We start from the raw sequence: 15134 nt of genomic DNA, 5'->3' as shown, positions 1-15134 counted from the left end.
CCGACGGTGGAGGACGCCAACGGGCCCCTGCGGGAGCTCTTCCCCAAGGGCACCGACTTCGGCAGGGTCACGGACGAGGAGGTCCAGCATGCGGTGGACCTGATCGACGACAGGCCGAGGAGGGTCCTTGGATACAGGACAGCCAACGAGGTCTTTAGGGAGATGTTGCACTCAGCTTGACAATCCGCCGGTTCTTGGGGAGTTTGATTCATGGCTGTTTACGAAGGACGATTATCTCAAACATCGTTGAGAGGAGTGCGAATGTCACGACTGGAAATCACCGTAGATGCCGAGTTCAACAACAAGGCCGCTCTGCTTCTCAACGATATCTGGGATGACGTTTGCCTTCATCCTCAGAAATATGGTGGCTGCACAATAAAAGGCGCTATCGACTATGTGCTTGTGAAGACGTGCACCAAGGCTTGGCCATATATTCTCATGACCCAATTGCTGGGAAAGGCGACCGATGAGCGGGTTAACATTCTCGCCGTGCACAAGAACAGTACACTCGACGGCGCTTGGGATGCAAGGAGTCTCTGTGAGCATGTAATATCGCGAGATGGGTGCTTTGAGCCTGACGTCCTTTGCGGGATTTTGGGAGGAGTAAAGCAGCCGTACAACAATAGCCCCGCGCAGAAGCCGGAGCTTGCAAAGACGAATAATGTGTCGCCTGCGCACCGGCAGATACTGAATACGATGGTCGACGCCCTCTCCTCGATTACGACCTCAGATGAAGCTCGTAGTGCGCTGGGGTATTTCCTGTACGTGTGCAAACGGCGTCTAGAAGAGGCTCAGTCTGAAAACACCGTCGAGGGGATCTCTGCCAGAGGCAATGTTAACCTTGCGGCATTCCGAAGGTTCCTATGCGGCGTGGCACAAAGGGGCCGCGATGGTGAGGGACTCAACGTCGCAGTGGCTGTTCTTCTGTCGCTGCTCTATAGGGAAGAGGATGGCTTCTCGGTGAACCTGTACCCAAGCAACGTCTCACGTCGCGGCGGACTGTACCAGGGGGACCTTGAGCTTTATCAGGGTGACAGCAAGCTGGCGGCGCTCGAGCTGAAAGACAAGTCTTTCTCGTCTGCAGAAGTTCTTAGTACAGCGAAGGATGCCTGGGGTGCGGGCTTTCCTCGATTCCTGTTCGTATTTGGATACGGTGCCGGTGTCGTAGGATATGGGACTTTCTCTCCCACAGACTACGAGGAACAGGAAGGTGTCGGAGTCTTTGGGGGCTGCGTTGGCTTCGAGTCACTGGTTGACTCGCTGCTGCTGGTCATCGGTATGGTTGACCTTGACTACGTAAGGGGGCATACAAACCAAATTCTCTCCGACGCCAAAGTAAAGGCGCGTACCAGCACATCAACAAGAGAGGAACTCAGGACGCTGATTGCAAGTTCGGGGAAGTAGCTGAGATGCGACCGCCCCTGCCACAAGCTCTGCTAACTGGCAGGGGACTGCGTTGCCAATTTGGCGGTACTGCTTCGCGACTCTTCCACAGAAGTGGTAGCCAGCGGGGAACGTCTGCAATGCGGCGGCTTCGAGGACGGTAAGTCTTCGAAAATCGCTCGGTACGTGAGCTGTCTCTGGAGTTATGGTCCCATTGCAGAGAGCCTCGTGATACGAGACGAGCCAGTCCTCGGCAGATGGATTGTCGAGGAGCGCCTGATTTACGATGGGAGTGTGATTGCCCCCCCATCTCCGCCGGCAGTGTCTTCGCTACCGAATTGAGATTTATCGGTCTGCCTCGGCCGTTGAAAAGAAGCGACCCCGCGTACGGGCTTCTCCTGATGATTGGGTGCTTTGCTAGGTGAATCGCTGCGGTGCAGGTAATGGGGTTGCCGTCAGAGCCGTATGTCGGCAGGGAGGAGAGAACTTCTCCTGCGCTGGGTGCCACCCGTCTGCACTCAGACAGTTTGTCTTCGACAAGCTTCTCGACCATTGTAGACGGTAGTCCAGCCGCACCGATGAAGAACATGCGCTCTCGTGCCTGGGGAATGCCGTAGTCGGCAGCGTTAAGCAGGAGAAGGCAGCATCCATAGCCGAGTTCTCGGGCTTGCTGGAAAAGCCTCTCGCGAACAGGCTGCCATTTGGACAACTTGGCAAGGGCCCTTACGTTCTCCATGACAAACACGCGTGGCTTGAGGCTCTCTACAACGTTCATAAAAGTGAACACAAGCTCGCTTTTGGCATCAGAGGGGTCCATCTTCCCAGCAACGGAGAACCCCTGACATGGGGGTCCGCCAAAGACAAGGTCAGTACCGCTGAATTTGCATATCGCTGGGAGGAAGTCATGAATGTCACCGATATGCATTGCGTCCGCATCAAGGTAGGCCGCATTGGAGCAGTACGTGGCTGCGGCATCAGGATCCATCTCGTTGGAGAAGAGCACATGAAAGCCAGCCCTTGTGAACCCAAGGTCCATGCCGCCAGCGCCTGAAAAGAGGGAGATGGCAGTTGGTTGCTGGTTTCTGGGAAAGCCCATGTGACCCCTTTGCTTGATAGACTTCATCTAGTATACAAGCCGTGACGGATAGATTTACCCATCCAAACCAGTACCATTTCTTCACGCCTCCTCTTGTCTCATGCTGCGGGAGGGTGCTCCCAGCGAAAGGAGAAAGCGATGGCAGAGTTCGTGTACCAGATGTACAAGGCCCGCAAGGTCGTGGGCGATAAGGTCATCCTCGATGACGTCACTGTGGGCGTCTTCCCCAGCGCCAAGATCGGTGTCGTTGGCCCCAACGGCATGGGCAAGTCCACGCTCCTTAAGGTGATGGCCGGCCTCGAGGGCATCTCGAACGGCGAGGCCCGCCTCACGCCTGGCTATACCGTGGGCCTTCTCCAGCAGGAGCCGCCCCTTGACGAGGGCAAGACCGTGCGCGAGAACATCGAGATGGCCTTCTCGGACGTTATCGCCAAGGTCAACCGCTTCAACCAGATTGGCGAGGAGATGTCGAGTCCCGACGCGGATTTCGACGCCCTCATGGCCGAGATGGGCCGCCTCCAGGACGAGATAGATGCTGCTGACGGCTGGGACCTTGATTCCCAGCTCTCGCAAGCCATGGACGCCCTGCAGTGCCCCGACCCCGATGCCCCGGTGGCCCAGCTCTCCGGCGGCGAGCGTCGTCGCGTGGCCCTGTGCCGCCTTCTGCTCGAGGCTCCCGACCTGCTCCTTCTCGACGAGCCCACCAACCACCTGGACGCCGAGAGCGTGCTGTGGCTCGAGCAGTTCCTGCACAACTACCCCGGGGCCGTCATGGCCGTCACGCACGACCGCTACTTCCTGAACGACGTTGCCGGATGGATCTGCGAGATCGACCGCGGGCAGCTCTACCCCTACGAGGGCAACTACTCGACCTACCTCGAGAAGAAGGCCGCCCGCCTGGAGGCGGAGGGCCGCGAGAACGCCAAGCGCGCCAAGAAGATGCGCTCCGAACTCGAGTGGGTGCGCCAGAGCCCCAAGGCGCGCCAGGCCAAGAACCGCGCGCGCCTGGAACGCTACGAGCAGATGGAGGCCGAGGCCAGGGCCACCAAGAAGCTCGACTTCTCGGAGATCCAGATTCCCGTTGGGCCGCGCCTAGGCGCCAAGGTGCTCACGGTCGAGCACCTCACCAAGTCCTTTGGCGACCGCGTGCTTATCGACGACCTCTCCTTTGACCTGCCGCGCAACGGCATCGTGGGCGTGATTGGCCCCAACGGCGTGGGCAAGACCACGCTCTTCAAGATGATCGTGGGCCAGGAGCAGCCCACCTCCGGCACGCTGGAGCTGGGCGAGACGGTGAAGCTCTCCTATGTGGACCAGATGCGCGCCGGCATCGACGCCAAGAAGAGCGTCTGGGAGGCTGTCTCTGACGGCAACGACTACATCACGGTGGGCGATACCGAGATTCCCAGCCGCGCCTACGTGGCGACCTTCGGCTTCAAGGGCACCGACCAGCAAAAACCTGCCGGCGTGCTCTCTGGTGGCGAGAGGAACCGCCTGAACCTGGCCCTCACCCTTCGCCAAGGAGGAAACCTCCTGCTTCTGGACGAGCCCACCAACGACCTCGACACCGAGACGAGCGAGAGCCTGGAGGACGCCCTCGGGCGCTTCCCCGGCTGCTCGGTGGTCACGAGCCACGACCGTTGGTTCCTCGACCGCGTGGCCACGCACATCCTTGCCTGGGAGGGTACGGACGAGAACCCTGGTAGCTGGCACTGGTTCGAGGGCAACTTCGAGGCCTATCAGGCCGATCGCGAACGGCGTCTGGGTCCCGAGGCGTCCAAGCCGCATCGCCTGCACCGCAAGCTCACGCGCGATTAGGGCGTGGGTGGGCACCGGGCTGGGCGTGTTACAGCACGTCTCTCGACGCGGGCTTTGGCGCGTAACCCAACCAGTCGGCGAGCGGACGGTCGTGAGGCCGCCCGCCCGCCTTCGTCTGACGTATTATTCCCCTTGGTGAGCGGTTGCACAGTAGTTGTTCGTCCATCGAGGAGGAAGCCATGCCCATTGAGAAGCCATTCCAGACGCGTAAGGTCGTTATCATCGGCGCTGGACGCGTTGGCAGCCACGTAGCGCTGTGCCTGATGTTTCGTCATCTCGTGAACGAGATCGTCTTTCTCGACATCAACCGTGAGGCAGCGGAGGCCCAGGTCATGGACCTCGAGGACCTTGCCTCCGGCATGGGCGACTCATTCACCATCCGCGTTGGCGACTACGCCGACTGTGCAGACGCCCACTTCATCGTCCTGACCGCCGGCCGCAGCCGCAGGCCTGGCGAGTCTCGCCTTGACATGCTTGGCGGTACCATGAAGGTGCTTGAGGGCATTGTGGGCCCGGTACGCGACTCCGGCTTCAATGGCATCGTCCTGAGCGTCTCCAACCCTGCCGACATCGTGACCGAGTATCTGTACCGCAACCTCGGCCTGCCGCGCGAGCACGTCTTCGGCACGGGCACCGCGCTTGACTCGGTGCGCCTGCGCCGCATCCTCTCGGGCATCATCGACGTCGATGCCAAGCAGATCCAGGCCTTCTGCATGGGCGAGCACGGGGACTCCTCGTTCATCCCCACCTCGCATGTCACCGTCGGCTCCATCTCCCTTCACGAGTACCTCGCGATGAACCACCACTCCAACTCCGACATTGACTTCGACTACGTCAAGCGCATGGTCAAGGAGTCCGGCGCCAAGATCGTGGGCGGCAAGGGTTGCACCGAGTTTGGCATCGCGTCGGTGGTCTCCGAGGTCATCACGGCTGTTCTGCACAACGAGAAGCGCTTGCTGCCGCTCTCCGTGCACCTCGAGGGCGAGTACGGCGAGTCGGGCATCTCTGCTGGCACGCCCTGCATCGTGGGGTCCAACGGCATCGATTCCGTGCTCGAGATCGACCTTTCCTACGACGAGCGCCGTGCCATGCGCAACTCCTGCTCGATCATCCGTGGCTATGTGGACCACGTCATACCCGAGAAGCCCGCGAGCGCGGAGTAGAGGCGCGGCAGCTGGCGCGGGGGTGGGCTGGCGCGGATTTCTTGCCGTTTGCGGGCGGTCAAGGGAGGCCTTCGGTGTCGTCTCGGCACTGAAGGCCCCTTTTGCGCGTACTCGCTGGCAGGGATGGACCGGCGTGGGATTATTGCGCGTTGCTATTTGATGTCCAGAGCTCAGCTGGAGAGATATCACTGTTACTATAAAGCAGCGCGCAATAATCCCAACGTGAGAAGGGCCATCCTACGCCAGGGTGCGCCTCATGCTCTCGAGTGCCTTCCTGCGGTCGCTTCGATAGCGGTTTGCCTCGTCCTCGTCCATGGACGAGCAACGCACGCGGTCGCAGTCGCGCAGCGCCTGCGCGATGGCCTCCATCACGGGCTGTGCCTGCTCGGTGGGCGTGACCACGAGAACCTTGACTTTCGCCGTGCCGGCGCCAAGGGGACCGGGCCCGGAAGTCTCGTCGGCAACAACCGTCGCCTCGCTGCCGGACTCCACGCGCGTCTCGACCGCGGCCAGGTGCCTTGACAGCAATCGCTGCAGGGTACGTGCGAGCTGCATCGTGGAGAGCCCGCAGTAGTCGGCCAGCTCCTCTCGACCCGAAAAGACCGTGCCCAGGCGCACAAAGGCAAGGAGACGCACGTCACGCGGGGTAAGATCAAATCGCGAGGCCACAAGCTCGAGGTTTCTCTCGACAAGCTTCTCTTCAAAGTACAGGCCGAGAAGCGCATCGTCCTTCATCTCGGGGTTCACGTAAACGGGCACGCGCTCCTCGCCCAGCCTGGCCGAACGCTGCCAGGGCATGATATCGCCGTCGCCTGCGGACTCGATATAGAAGCGGTAGATGTCGGGACGGCGTGCCCGGTAGTCTTCCTCGTCAAAGACCTGCTTGTAGAAGTCGTTGTAGTACTCGATCACGTTGAGCTTCATCTGGACAACCTTGGCGGGGTTGGCACCTTGGCTGGCCAGCGATCCTTTGGTTCGCACGTAGTAGTAGATGGGCACCTGCAGCGGGTAGATGCGCTTGCAGTGCAACTCGTACTCCATGTTGAAGATGAAGTCCTCGCACCAGCTGAGCGTGACGTCCATGCGCAGCTGGTACTTGTCGATGATGTCGCGTCGATAGAGCTTGTTCCATACCACGCCAAAGTAGAAGTCGGAAGGGTTCTGGATCATGTAGTCGCCAAACTCCTCGCGGGAGAGAGTCCCCTCGGTGCCAATGTCGCCCTTGCGGGAGACCTTGTTGCCAATCACGCGGTAGAAGTCTGCAATGACCATGTCGCAGTCGTTCTCTTCCATGGCGCGGACGAGAAGGCGCGTGGCTTCCGGCGCAATCCAGTCATCGGCATCGAGAAACTGCACGTAGTCGCCCCGCGCGGCGTCAAGCGCCTTGTTGCGGGTGTCCGAGACGCCGGAGTTTGCCTTGTGGAGCACGAGCACGCGGCTGTCCTTCTCGGCGTACTCGTCGCAGATGGCAGGGGAGTCGTCGGTGCTGCCGTCGTCTGCCAGGATGAGCTCGAAGTCGCGGTACTCCTGTCCGAGGATGCTGTCGACGCACCTGCGCAGCGTCTCTTGTGCGTTGTAGGCGGGAACGATGATGCTTACCTTGGGCATGGTGTCCCTCTCGACGAGGCCGTATGATGGTCGCGCGTCTGGTGTCGAGCACGCATGGGCCAATTGTAGCCTACGACCTTTGCTATTCTTGGAAGGCGAAGGCTGTGTTGGGCAGCCTCAACCGGATGGGTGATGGTCATGGCTAACAGGGACAACAACTACAGGGGGCGTATGGGACAGGGCGACATTCGCGTCTCGCACTATGCCTCGGAGGGTTCTGGGGCCAATGCTGGCGAGAAGGACGCAGGTGGCTCTGCTCGCCAGCAGTCGGCACAGCGGGCGCAGCGGCAGGGCCAGCATCGCCGCCAGGGCGCTAGCGAGGTGCGCGTGCTCCGACCCGAGGGCGAGACTCGCGAGCAGTCCCATGCCCGTGCCGAGCAAGCCCACGCGTATGCCGAGCGCCATCGCAAGGAGCGGCGCTCCCGTGCCGTGCGCCGCGGCGTCGTTATCGCCGCTGCCTGCGTTGCCGCACTTGTCGCGGGCATCGTGGTGGCCAACGGGGGAGCTGGACTTGCGTTGCCAACGCGTGGCATTGGTGGCTCTGGCAGCGGTGGCGATGCCGCTACGCAGGGCGACCAGGGTACGGCCGGCATGCAGGGCGCCGAGCCCACGGCCACCGAGAATGACGGTCGCATCGTCATGACTCTGGGCGGCAGTGCAGACACCTATGTCAAGCGCGGCGAGGGCTACGTTGACGGTGGCTGCTACGCGCACGATCGCGACGACGGTATGATTACGGACAAGGCCACCGCCTCGGGCGAGGTCGACACGACCACGCTTGGAGACTACACCGTCACCTATACCGTGGAGGACTCCGCAGGCATGGTTGCCACGACCACGCGCACCGTGCATGTGGTGGATGACATCGACGGTGGTTGGGACAGCGACGGCATCTCGGTCTTCATGTACCACGATGTCTATGACGCCTCCAACCCGCCGGAGGATGCGGCGGACGACCAGAACCTCATCTCTACCACCCGGCTTGACCAGCAGCTCTCCTGGCTCAACGAGAATGGCTACTACTTCCCGTCATGGGCAGAGGTGCGTGCCTTCATCGGTGGCGGCCACTCTCTGCCCGCCAAGTCTGTGGTGCTCACCTTCGATGACGGCTCGGCGGGCTTCCTCACGTATGGAATCCCGCTGCTCGAGAGCCACAAGATTCCTGCGACCTCGTTCGTTATCTGCAGTGACAGCGACATCCAAGACAAGCTGTCAAACTACGCCAGCCCCTACGTCATCTTCCAGTCACACTCGTATGACCTGCATCGCGCGGGCTCCTCAGGCAAGGGCCACGGAGGGCGCATCTACGACCTCACCGCCGCAGAGATTGGCGAGGACCTCGAGAAGTCCGCGGATGTCCTCAAGACGAGTGACGCCTTTGCCTACCCGTATGGCGACGTCTCCGACGCGGCACCCTCTGCGGTGAAGCAATCGGGCTTCCTTCTCGCGTTTACCACGCAGTATGGGCAGGTGCACGTAGGCGACGATCCCACACGGCTCAAGCGCATGCGCGTGTTTGGCACCTACGAGCTGGGGAGCTTCGAGTACCAGGCAGCGTATGGGGTAGGGTAGGGTGCGGGCGAGTGCCGCGGCCGGTCTTGGCCTGCTGCGCGTTGGCCTGTTGCAGAGTCTGCCTTATCCCAGGGTATTTGTCCGCATACCGAAGGTTGCGTGACAGCGATTGACTGCCTGTTGCGTCTCGGTATTATCACATCGCAGGCGTCGTGCCGCATCGGTGCACTGCGTCGCGAGGGGCCAGTTGCCCCAGTGAGGGTGGGGGTCTCCTATGGCGTTGTTTGAAAGGAAGACAAAGGGCGCACGTGCAGCTTCGGGCGCCGTCCGCGTGCCGCCAACGGCGTCGCGGCATGATGGCGACACGAAAGGCCGTGAAGACGGGCATCGCGTGGCAAGCGCAGCCCCTGCGGTGGCTCCTGTGAAGCACGCAAGCGACGGAGCTTCGTCGCCGGCCTCGTATGAGATGGGCAGCTATAGCGCTGTCGACGCGCGGGACGCCGAGGCAAAGATCTACGCAAAGCGCCGTCGCGATCAGGCGCGCCATGACGCCATAGTGGTTGCCGCAATCGTTGGGGCTGGCGTGGGGATACTGCTCATCGTGCTGTTTGTTACCGGCGTCTTGTAAGGGGGGATGCGCCCCCAGGTGGGGCTGGCTCGCCGGCTAGCGGCGTCCGACGCACTGGTGCGCCGCAGAGGGAGGGGTAAGCACTACCTGGGCGACGGTGGCCACTGCGATGATTGCCAGGGCGCAGGCAGCGATAATGACCAGCACATAGACGAGGGTACGACGGTCAACGCGACCAAAGCGGGCGGAGAGGCGCGAGAGAAGGGACTCTCCGCCTGTGTCCTTTTGCACCATAGAGGGGCTCTTGCCTTGGCACCCGCATGCCTCGCCCTTTTGCATGTCGTGCATGACCGCCCCCATTTGCTGGCATTGCCTTGCATGCCCAGTATGCGCCTTTTGCTGGTTACAGCCGGCCGGCCCTTCCATCCCCTTCTGGGAATTGGCACGAACCTTGAGATGCCAGAGCCGTCCGATAGGGTGCTGCAGATGGGCCTTTGTACCCGTTATGCGGCGAGGTTGCTCGCGGATGGGCCACTCACAAGGCGGCCCACGGCCTTGGCCACTGCGCGGCGCTTGCCAGCAACCTCGCAGAAGATGGCGCCGCCAAGGACGAGTGCCGTGCCAGCAATGCTTGCGGGGGTCATCGTCTCTCCCAGAACGAGGGCCGAGAGAATCACGGCAGAGAGCGGCTCAAGGTAGCCCCACACCGAGACGCGCTGCACAGGCAGCTGTCCCATGGCAGAAAAGTACAGGTAGCAGCCAAGACCCGTGTTCACAAGGCCCAGGCAGAGAATGGCCGGCCAGTTTGCCGTGAGGGGCACGGCAAGCTCGGAGCTGTGGGTCGCGAGCGCATACGCGGCAACGGCGGCAAAGCTCGCGACGAGCTGGATGGCAGACGCCTCGATGCCGGCCACGGCATTGCTCGCGCGCTTGCTGCAGATGACCATCACGGCGTACATCACGGCAGACATGCCACCGCACACAAGGCCCCACGGCGAGAGCGTGGTTCCCCGGCCTTGGGCTACCACGAGAGATGCCCCGCAGACGACAGAGGCAAAGCCCAGCAGCTTGGCGGGAGTGAGGCGCTCGCGGAAGAGGAGGGGAGAGAGGGCCATCACGATGACCGGCCCGCAGTAGTAGGCGAGGGATGCGATCCCGACGCCAATGACTCGGTAGGCCTCGAAGAGGAAGACCCAGCCCACGCCCAGCGCCGCGCCAGAGGCGGCAAGGGAGGCGGCATCGTGCGGGTGGTCGAGAAAGGCGGGGCGCTTGCGGGTGCCCAGCACGATAAGAGCGAGCAGCGCGCCGCCAAGCAGGGTGCGGAGAAGTACGATCTGCCAGCTGGGAAGCGAGACCTGGCTCGAAATGATTCCGTTGGAGCCAAAGACGAGCAGCGACAGCAGATACCTTCTCGATGCGCGCGACATGCACGACCTCCCATGACACCCAAATTTGCCCCTCCACTCTCGCAGAATGTGTATGCCGAGAAAAGCGAATGTTTATCATGAGATACATGAGAAATCATCATGCATCTCAGCTGGCACATGGCTAAGCCAGGAATGGCTCGTGCCGTGCGTCACCCAGCCCCAAAGAAAGGGTCCCATGGACGCGAACATCCAGAAGTACCAGGCATTTGTCGAGACCGTGCGCACGGGGAGCTTCACGCGTGCTGTGCGGTCGCTCTCCTACACGCAGTCCGGCGTGAGCCGCATGATTGCCGACCTCGAGCGCGACTGGGGCATGACGCTGCTCGAGCGAAGTCGCGCGGGCGTCACGCTCACCAGCGAGGGCCGCGCGGTGCTACCCCTTGTGGAGGGCGTGTGCGATGACTTTCGGCGCCTGGAGTCGCAGGTCGATGACCTTAACGGGCTTGCTGCCGGAAGCATTCGCATGGGGACCTTCTCGTCCGTGGCCACGCACGTCCTGCCCCAGGTCATCGGGCGCTTCCAAGAGGACTACCCCGCCATTGAGTACGAGCTGCTCATGGGTGGCTACACAGAGATAGACGGGTGGGTCGCATCGGGTCGGGTGGACTTTGGCTTTCTGCCGCGCGCCTCGCACCACGATGGGCTTGCCGAGCGCGTGATTGAGAGGGATGAGCTCATGGCAGTGCTACCGTCGGGCCACAAGCTTGCGGGAGAGGCGGCGGTGCCCGTCTCGGCCCTTTGCGAGGAGCCGTTCATCGTGCTCGAGCGCGGTCAGGATGACGAGATAACCCCCATCTTCCAACGTGCGGGCCTCTCGCTTGGCGCGCGCTTCTCCACCTGGGATGACTATGCCATCATGTCGATGGTCGAGAGCGGCTTGGGCCTCTCGATTCTGCCAGCCCTCATTCTGCGGAGAAACCCCTATGCCATCGTGGCAAAGCCCCTCAACCCAGCCACGCACCGAGACATCCGTGTGGTCTGCCGCGAGGGCGCACTCCCGCGCGCTGCGCGCCGGTTCCTCGAGTATCTGTGAGCGGCGGCGAGAGGGATGAGCGGGTCGCCGGAGCGTGGCGGGTGGCTGGCGCCCTCTGCCTCACGCCCCTCTCGTCAGCCGCCTGCCGGCGAACGTTACGAGCAGGAGTGCGATGGCCACGAGGACTATCGTGCCGCCGGGCCTCAGGCCCAGGTAGTACGAGGCCACGAGCCCAAGCACGGTGGCGGCTACGCCGGTGAGGCTCGAGAGCAGGCATGCCTGCCGCCAGCTGCGCGCCAGCTCAAGGCCGCAGGCGACGGGCACCACGATCATCGACGAGACGATGAGCGAGCCCACCGTGCGCGACGCCACGGCCACCACCAGGGCGACCACCACCATGAAGGCGAGACTGACCGTTCCCACGGGGACACCCGCGGTGCGTGCCTGCCGCTCGTCGAAGGACATCAGGAAGAGGCCTCGCCGCAGGACCACGCAGGTGGTAACAGCCACCGCGCATACCGCGACGATGGTGGCAACCTCGCCGTCGGACATGGTGAGGATGCTGCCGAACATGTAGCTGTTGAGGCTCGAGGCGTTTGGCACGAAGCCCGAGAGCACGCCTGCGGCACCCACTCCCGCTGCCTGGATGATGGCGACGGCGAGCTCGGACTGCTCCTGGAGCCTCCTCCGCACGCCCTCGATGCAGAGACTTCCCATCAGGCACGCCACAATCGCCCCGGCGACGGGGCTCGCCCCGCCCACCAGGCCTGCGGCCACGCCCGCGAGCGACGCGTGCGAGAGGGCGTCTCCTATCATGGAAAGCCTCCTCTGGACGGCCGTCATGCCCACGAGGGGGATGACGGCGCCAAGGAGCAGCCCGGCGAGGAGCCCGCGCTGCATGAAGGCGTACTCGAGCATCGCCTAGCCCTCCCTCCTCACAATGCGGCCGTCCTCCACGAAGAGGACGCTCCCCCCAAGGCTTCCCAGGACCCTCTGATCGTGCGTGACGAGAAGCACTGCCAGCCCGCGCTCCGCATGCGTGGCTGCCACCAGGGAGCAGAGCGCCTCGCGGCTCTCGCGGTCAAGCCCGTTCGTGGGCTCGTCGAGGACGAGAAGCCTGGGGCCGTTCACCAGCGCGCACGCGAGGCGCACGCGCTGGAGCTGACCCCCCGAGAGCTCCCGTACCATTCTCGCGGCATGCCCGTCCATCCCCACCTGCCCCAGTGCGTCGAGGCTTCGCTGACGGCGCCACACCTGCGACGGACGGCGGCCCTGCGCCCCAGAGAGCTGGAAGGCGTTGACAAGCTCGAGTGAGGTCGCGGGGAAGCGAGAGACGGCCTCCGGGGGAAGCTGGGGGACATAGCCCACGAGGTCCCATCGGCCGAAGCGCGTGGGATTCTTGCCAAAGAGGAGTGCGGTGCCCGCCGTGGGCCTCAACTCACCCACGGCGAGACGCGCGACGGTCGACTTGCCGGCACCGTTGTCACCCACGATGGAGCAGATTTCCCCCTCGCCAACGACCAGGTCGATACCGTGGAGGACCTCCTCTCGGCCATAGGAGAAGTGGACGCCCGAGAGTGCGACGGGTGGCGCGGGTGGCTCCGGCGCCTTGGGACCAGCGACCGTCACGCCAGAGCCTCTCTCAGCGCCGTGAGGTTCTCGCGCATGACGGAGAGGTAGTCCTCGCCGGCGGCGAGCTCCTCGTCGGAGAGGCCCTCGAGCGGGTTGAGCTCCTCGACCGTTGCCCCGGTCTCGCTGGCGATGGCCTGGGCGACCTTTGGGCTCACGAGCTCCTCGGTGAATATCGTCTTCACGTTGTTCTCGCGTACGAACTGGGCTATCTCGGCCATCTGCTGGGTGTTTGGCTCGCCCTCGGCGTCGATGCCGGCTATCGCGACTTGCGTGAGCCCGTAGGCGTCGCAGAGGTAGCCAAACGCCTCGTGGGACACAACGAGGTTCCTGCTCGAGAGGTCCGCAAGGCCGTCGGAGAACTCGGAGTCGAGCTTCTCGAACTCCGCCGCCCAGCGCTCGTAGTTCGCGTCGTATGCCTCGCGTCCGTCCGGGTCGAGCGACACGAGGGCGTCGCTTATGACCTCGAGCTCGTGCTTGGCGTTTCTCGGCGAGAGCCAGACGTGCGGGTCGGTGCCAGACTCGCCCTCCTCCGCTTCGCTTTCGGGGAGCTCGCGCAGGTCGATTCCGTCGCTCGCGCACACGAGGACGGGCCTCTCACCCGAGAGGCCGTCTGTCACGTCCTTGATCCAGTGCTCCATGCCCGCCCCGTTGTAGACGAGCATGTCGCAGGTGGAGATGGTGCGGATGTCCGTGGCCGAGGGCTCCCAGTCGTGCGGTTCGGTTCCGGCGGGCACCAGGCAGGTGACCGTTGCCCGATCGCCGGCGACCTTGGCCGCAAAGTCGTACATGGGGTAGAAGCTCGCGCAGATCGAGAGCGTGGACGTGGCGTCCGTGCCAGTTGCCTGCGCAGGGGTATCGCCTTCGTTGTTTCCGGCGGCACTCGAGCAGCCCGCGAGGGCCGATCCGGCCGAGATGGCGAGGAGGCCGAGAAGGGTGCGTCGCCCCATCACGGGGTTGTGGCGTAGGGTTATGCGGTTGTCCATGGGATTGTCTCCTGGTCTCTTGTCTGGGGTGTCATGCGGATTGCTGTATGAGGCAGTCCGCACCCATCAGATATCGAGGCGGACCCCCAGGGAGACGGGAGAGGGCGCGATCAGGACAACGTCGGGAAGTGGCGTGACCTGCGCTGCGACAAGGCGTGCGGAGGGGATGCACGGCGCCTGCGGCGCGGATGTGGAGCTGCGGCCAACGATCCTCGCGGCACCCGCCATGAGCCGGCAGACCGGGCAGTCCTCACCCGCGCACTGGTGGTGGACCTCCTTGCCAAGCGCCACCGCCGAGAGGAACGCACCCACGGCGAGAAGGACCGCAAGAGCGAGCGTGGACACCCGGAGGGCGACGCCGTGGCAGACCATGTGGCGAGAGGCCTCACGCATGGTCTGTGACCCGTCCCTTCGCGCAGAGGGGGCAACGCCCATAGAGCACGGTCCGCGAGAGGTCGATGGCAAAGCCGTGCACCGTGCGCACATGGCGGGAGAACTCCTGGAAGGCATCGCAGTTGATGGTCGAGACACGGCCGCACTCCGCGCAGACCAGCTGCCCCGCGACCTCTTCGCCCTGGCTTACCAGGCGATAGAGGGCAACTTCCCCACGGGGGGCGACAACCTTCGATGCCATGCCCTCGCCTGCGAGCGCCTCGAGAGTGCGGTAGATGGTCGAACGTCCAATCTCGACCCCCTGCGACCTCAACGCCTCGAATGCCCCGTCGACGCTTGTGTAGCGGTCGGCGTGCGCAGTGAGGTAGCCGAGGACGGCCTGGCGCTGGCGCGTGTTGTAAGTGCCCCTGCTGGTCACGTCCGTGCCTCCCGTTTCGCGATTCGGCCGCACTGCGACTGGCGGCCCCAATTGAAATTGAACTTCAATTTCAATTTGAGCTTACAGGCTATCAATAAGGGAGTCAAGCGTAGCGACTGCTTGGGAAGTGCCTGTCCCATGGGCCTGCATCGCGTCTAGC

Annotated in this window: 15 protein-coding genes and 2 pseudogenes; 7 read left to right on the top strand and 10 right to left on the bottom strand. The window is 63.2% G+C overall.

All coding sequences use genetic code 11. The features are described from left to right. Positions 1-10: 10 nt before the first annotated feature. A pseudogene (locus E0E00_RS15285) lies at positions 11-180 on the top strand (IS30 family transposase); the annotation flags it as partial. Positions 181-261: 81 nt separating this feature from the next. Next, positions 262-1404, top strand: coding sequence for a restriction endonuclease, SacI family (locus E0E00_RS02230; RefSeq protein WP_165443514.1), 1143 nt, complete (start codon positions 262-264; stop codon positions 1402-1404). Here E0E00_RS02230 and E0E00_RS14865 read toward each other — a convergent pair. After that, positions 1357-1524 (bottom strand): DNA cytosine methyltransferase, encoded by a 168-nt coding sequence (locus tag E0E00_RS14865; protein WP_242622095.1) that lies wholly within the window; start codon positions 1522-1524, stop codon positions 1357-1359. The two genes, E0E00_RS02230 and E0E00_RS14865, sit on opposite strands and share 48 nt — an antisense overlap. A gap of 484 nt (positions 1525-2008) precedes the next feature. Further along, positions 2009-2419: pseudogene (locus tag E0E00_RS15280) on the bottom strand (DNA cytosine methyltransferase); the annotation flags it as partial. Between the two features lie 198 nt (positions 2420-2617). Here E0E00_RS15280 and ettA point away from each other — a divergent pair. Next, on the top strand, positions 2618-4297 hold the full coding sequence (gene ettA, locus E0E00_RS02220; RefSeq protein ID WP_130810976.1) for an energy-dependent translational throttle protein EttA: 1680 nt from the start codon (positions 2618-2620) through the stop codon (positions 4295-4297). A gap of 179 nt (positions 4298-4476) precedes the next feature. Beyond that, complete coding sequence (locus E0E00_RS02215; protein ID WP_130810975.1) at positions 4477-5460, top strand: L-lactate dehydrogenase; 984 nt, start codon at positions 4477-4479, stop codon at positions 5458-5460. Between the two features lie 237 nt (positions 5461-5697). Here the strand turns inward: E0E00_RS02215 and E0E00_RS02210 are convergent, their stop codons facing one another. Continuing rightward, the gene (locus tag E0E00_RS02210) at positions 5698-7068 is read right to left on the bottom strand and encodes a glycosyltransferase family 2 protein (RefSeq protein ID WP_130810974.1); all 1371 of its coding nucleotides are present in this window, start codon (positions 7066-7068) and stop codon (positions 5698-5700) included. Between the two features lie 138 nt (positions 7069-7206). On the opposite strand from E0E00_RS02210, the gene E0E00_RS02205 reads away from it, so the two are divergent. After that, the gene (locus E0E00_RS02205) at positions 7207-8640 is read left to right on the top strand and encodes an immunoglobulin-like domain-containing protein (RefSeq protein ID WP_165443513.1); all 1434 of its coding nucleotides are present in this window, start codon (positions 7207-7209) and stop codon (positions 8638-8640) included. 331 nt (positions 8641-8971) lie between these two features. Next, positions 8972-9208 carry a hypothetical protein gene (locus E0E00_RS02200; RefSeq protein ID WP_130810972.1) on the top strand — a complete coding sequence of 79 codons (237 nt, stop codon included), beginning with the start codon at positions 8972-8974 and terminating at the stop codon, positions 9206-9208. 36 nt (positions 9209-9244) lie between these two features. Here the strand turns inward: E0E00_RS02200 and E0E00_RS02195 are convergent, their stop codons facing one another. Both E0E00_RS02195 and E0E00_RS02190 read right to left on the bottom strand, forming a co-directional pair. Further along, a complete protein-coding gene (locus E0E00_RS02195; RefSeq protein WP_130810971.1) occupies positions 9245-9496 on the bottom strand; it encodes a hypothetical protein in 252 nt (83 codons plus the stop codon). Positions 9497-9651: 155 nt separating this feature from the next. Continuing rightward, the gene (locus tag E0E00_RS02190) at positions 9652-10575 is read right to left on the bottom strand and encodes a DMT family transporter (protein WP_130810970.1); all 924 of its coding nucleotides are present in this window, start codon (positions 10573-10575) and stop codon (positions 9652-9654) included. A gap of 175 nt (positions 10576-10750) precedes the next feature. Between E0E00_RS02190 and E0E00_RS02185 the strand changes: the two genes are divergently transcribed. Beyond that, positions 10751-11608: a LysR family transcriptional regulator gene (locus E0E00_RS02185; RefSeq protein ID WP_130810969.1), complete on the top strand. Its 858-nt coding sequence runs from the start codon at positions 10751-10753 to the stop codon at positions 11606-11608. A gap of 60 nt (positions 11609-11668) precedes the next feature. Here E0E00_RS02185 and E0E00_RS02180 read toward each other — a convergent pair whose 3' ends face one another. From E0E00_RS02180 to E0E00_RS02160, 5 genes are all read right to left on the bottom strand, one after another. Further along, positions 11669-12466: a metal ABC transporter permease gene (locus tag E0E00_RS02180; RefSeq protein WP_130810968.1), complete on the bottom strand. Its 798-nt coding sequence runs from the start codon at positions 12464-12466 to the stop codon at positions 11669-11671. Positions 12467-12469: 3 nt separating this feature from the next. Beyond that, entirely contained in the window at positions 12470-13177 is a 708-nt protein-coding gene (locus tag E0E00_RS02175) for a metal ABC transporter ATP-binding protein (RefSeq protein WP_130810967.1), read from the bottom strand. Beyond that, a complete protein-coding gene (locus tag E0E00_RS02170) occupies positions 13174-14163 on the bottom strand; it encodes a metal ABC transporter substrate-binding protein (RefSeq protein ID WP_130810966.1) in 990 nt (329 codons plus the stop codon). The genes E0E00_RS02175 and E0E00_RS02170 overlap by 4 nt, the downstream gene beginning before the upstream one ends. Positions 14164-14229: 66 nt before the next feature. Next, complete coding sequence (locus tag E0E00_RS02165) at positions 14230-14556, bottom strand: hypothetical protein (RefSeq protein ID WP_130810965.1); 327 nt, start codon at positions 14554-14556, stop codon at positions 14230-14232. Continuing rightward, the gene (locus tag E0E00_RS02160) at positions 14549-14974 is read right to left on the bottom strand and encodes a Fur family transcriptional regulator (protein WP_130810964.1); all 426 of its coding nucleotides are present in this window, start codon (positions 14972-14974) and stop codon (positions 14549-14551) included. Before E0E00_RS02160 ends, E0E00_RS02165 begins: the two co-directional genes overlap by 8 nt. Positions 14975-15134: the final 160 nt, after the last annotated feature.

This window comes from Olsenella sp. Marseille-P4559, from assembly GCF_900605015.1.
Lineage (GTDB): Bacteria > Actinomycetota > Coriobacteriia > Coriobacteriales > Atopobiaceae > Tractidigestivibacter.
This window is presented reverse-complemented; position numbering and strand designations above follow the sequence as displayed.

Excerpts from the sequence above, each read along its gene's own strand:
- E0E00_RS02230 (WP_165443514.1), top strand. The coding sequence starts at position 262 with ATGTCACGACTGGAAATCACCGTAGATGCCGAGTTCAACAACAAGGCC.
- ettA (WP_130810976.1), top strand. The coding sequence starts at position 2,618 with ATGGCAGAGTTCGTGTACCAGATGTACAAGGCCCGCAAGGTCGTGGGC.
- E0E00_RS02215 (WP_130810975.1), top strand. The coding sequence starts at position 4,477 with ATGCCCATTGAGAAGCCATTCCAGACGCGTAAGGTCGTTATCATCGGC.
- E0E00_RS02210 (WP_130810974.1), bottom strand. The coding sequence starts at position 7,068 with ATGCCCAAGGTAAGCATCATCGTTCCCGCCTACAACGCACAAGAGACG.
- E0E00_RS02205 (WP_165443513.1), top strand. The coding sequence starts at position 7,207 with ATGGCTAACAGGGACAACAACTACAGGGGGCGTATGGGACAGGGCGAC.
- E0E00_RS02195 (WP_130810971.1), bottom strand. The coding sequence starts at position 9,496 with ATGCACGACATGCAAAAGGGCGAGGCATGCGGGTGCCAAGGCAAGAGC.
- E0E00_RS02190 (WP_130810970.1), bottom strand. The coding sequence starts at position 10,575 with ATGTCGCGCGCATCGAGAAGGTATCTGCTGTCGCTGCTCGTCTTTGGC.
- E0E00_RS02185 (WP_130810969.1), top strand. The coding sequence starts at position 10,751 with ATGGACGCGAACATCCAGAAGTACCAGGCATTTGTCGAGACCGTGCGC.
- E0E00_RS02180 (WP_130810968.1), bottom strand. The coding sequence starts at position 12,466 with ATGCTCGAGTACGCCTTCATGCAGCGCGGGCTCCTCGCCGGGCTGCTC.
- E0E00_RS02170 (WP_130810966.1), bottom strand. The coding sequence starts at position 14,163 with ATGGACAACCGCATAACCCTACGCCACAACCCCGTGATGGGGCGACGC.
- E0E00_RS02165 (WP_130810965.1), bottom strand. The coding sequence starts at position 14,556 with ATGCGTGAGGCCTCTCGCCACATGGTCTGCCACGGCGTCGCCCTCCGG.